Genomic DNA, 1,113 nt, shown 5'->3' on the forward strand with positions numbered 1-1,113 from the left:
TCTCTTGCTTGCCTTGCTGGACAACCCCAGTGCAGCCGAGGTATTGCGCGCCTGCTCAGCCAATGTGGACGACTTGCGCAAGTCGTTGGCCAATTTCAWCAAGGACAACACCCCGCAGRTCGMCGGCACCGACGATGTCGACACGCAGCCCACGCTGGGCTTCCAGCGCGTGATCCAGCGCGCCATCATGCACGTACAGTCCACCGGCAATGGCAAGAAGGAAGTCACCGGCGCCAATGTGCTGGTCGCCATTTTTGGTGAAAAGGATTCACACGCCGTGTATTACCTCCACCAGCAGGGCGTAACCCGCCTGGACGTGGTGAATTTCATTGCACACGGCATCAAGAAGAGCGACCCGCCCGAACCAGCCAAGGCTGGCGAGAGCGCCGCCGAGAACGAAGAGGGCGGCGAGAAGAACGAAAAAGCCTCACCGCTTGAGCAATTCACCGTCAACCTGAACCAGCTCGCCAGGGACGGCAAAATCGATCCGCTGATCGGCCGCCAGTATGAAGTCGAGCGCGTCATTCAGATTCTCTGCCGCCGCCGCAAGAACAATCCGTTGCTGGTCGGTGAGGCCGGTGTGGGTAAAACCGCGATTGCCGAGGGCCTGGCCTGGCGCATCACGCAAAAAGACGTGCCCGAGATCCTGGCCGAAGCCAATGTGTACTCGCTCGATATGGGCGCGTTGCTGGCCGGCACCAAGTACCGCGGTGACTTCGAACAACGCCTGAAGGGCGTGCTCAAGGCACTGAAGGACAAACCCAACGGCATCCTCTTTATCGACGAAATCCACACCCTGATCGGTGCCGGTGCGGCCTCGGGTGGCACGCTGGATGCGTCCAACCTGCTCAAGCCGGCGCTGTCCAGCGGCCAGCTCAAGTGCATAGGCGCGACCACCTTCACCGAATACCGCGGCATCTTCGAAAAAGATGCGGCCCTGTCGCGCCGCTTCCAGAAGGTCGATGTGGTCGAGCCTACCGTGCAGGAAACGGTCGACATCCTCAAGKGCCTGAAGTCGCGCTTTGAAGAGCACCACAGCGTCAAGTACGCCGTGGCCGCCCTGCAGGCTGCTGCCGAGCTCAGCGCCAAGTACATCAACGACCGCCATCTGCC

General features: G+C 61.0%; 1 protein-coding gene. It reads left to right on the plus strand.

The features are described 5' to 3' along the window. Nucleotides 1–1,113 (plus strand): Clp protease N-terminal domain-containing protein (locus AC1D1X_RS24075; RefSeq protein ID WP_477699453.1); only part of this gene is annotated, 1,113 nt, incomplete at both ends.

The sequence above is a fragment of the Polaromonas sp. P1_G4 genome, assembly GCF_056405475.1.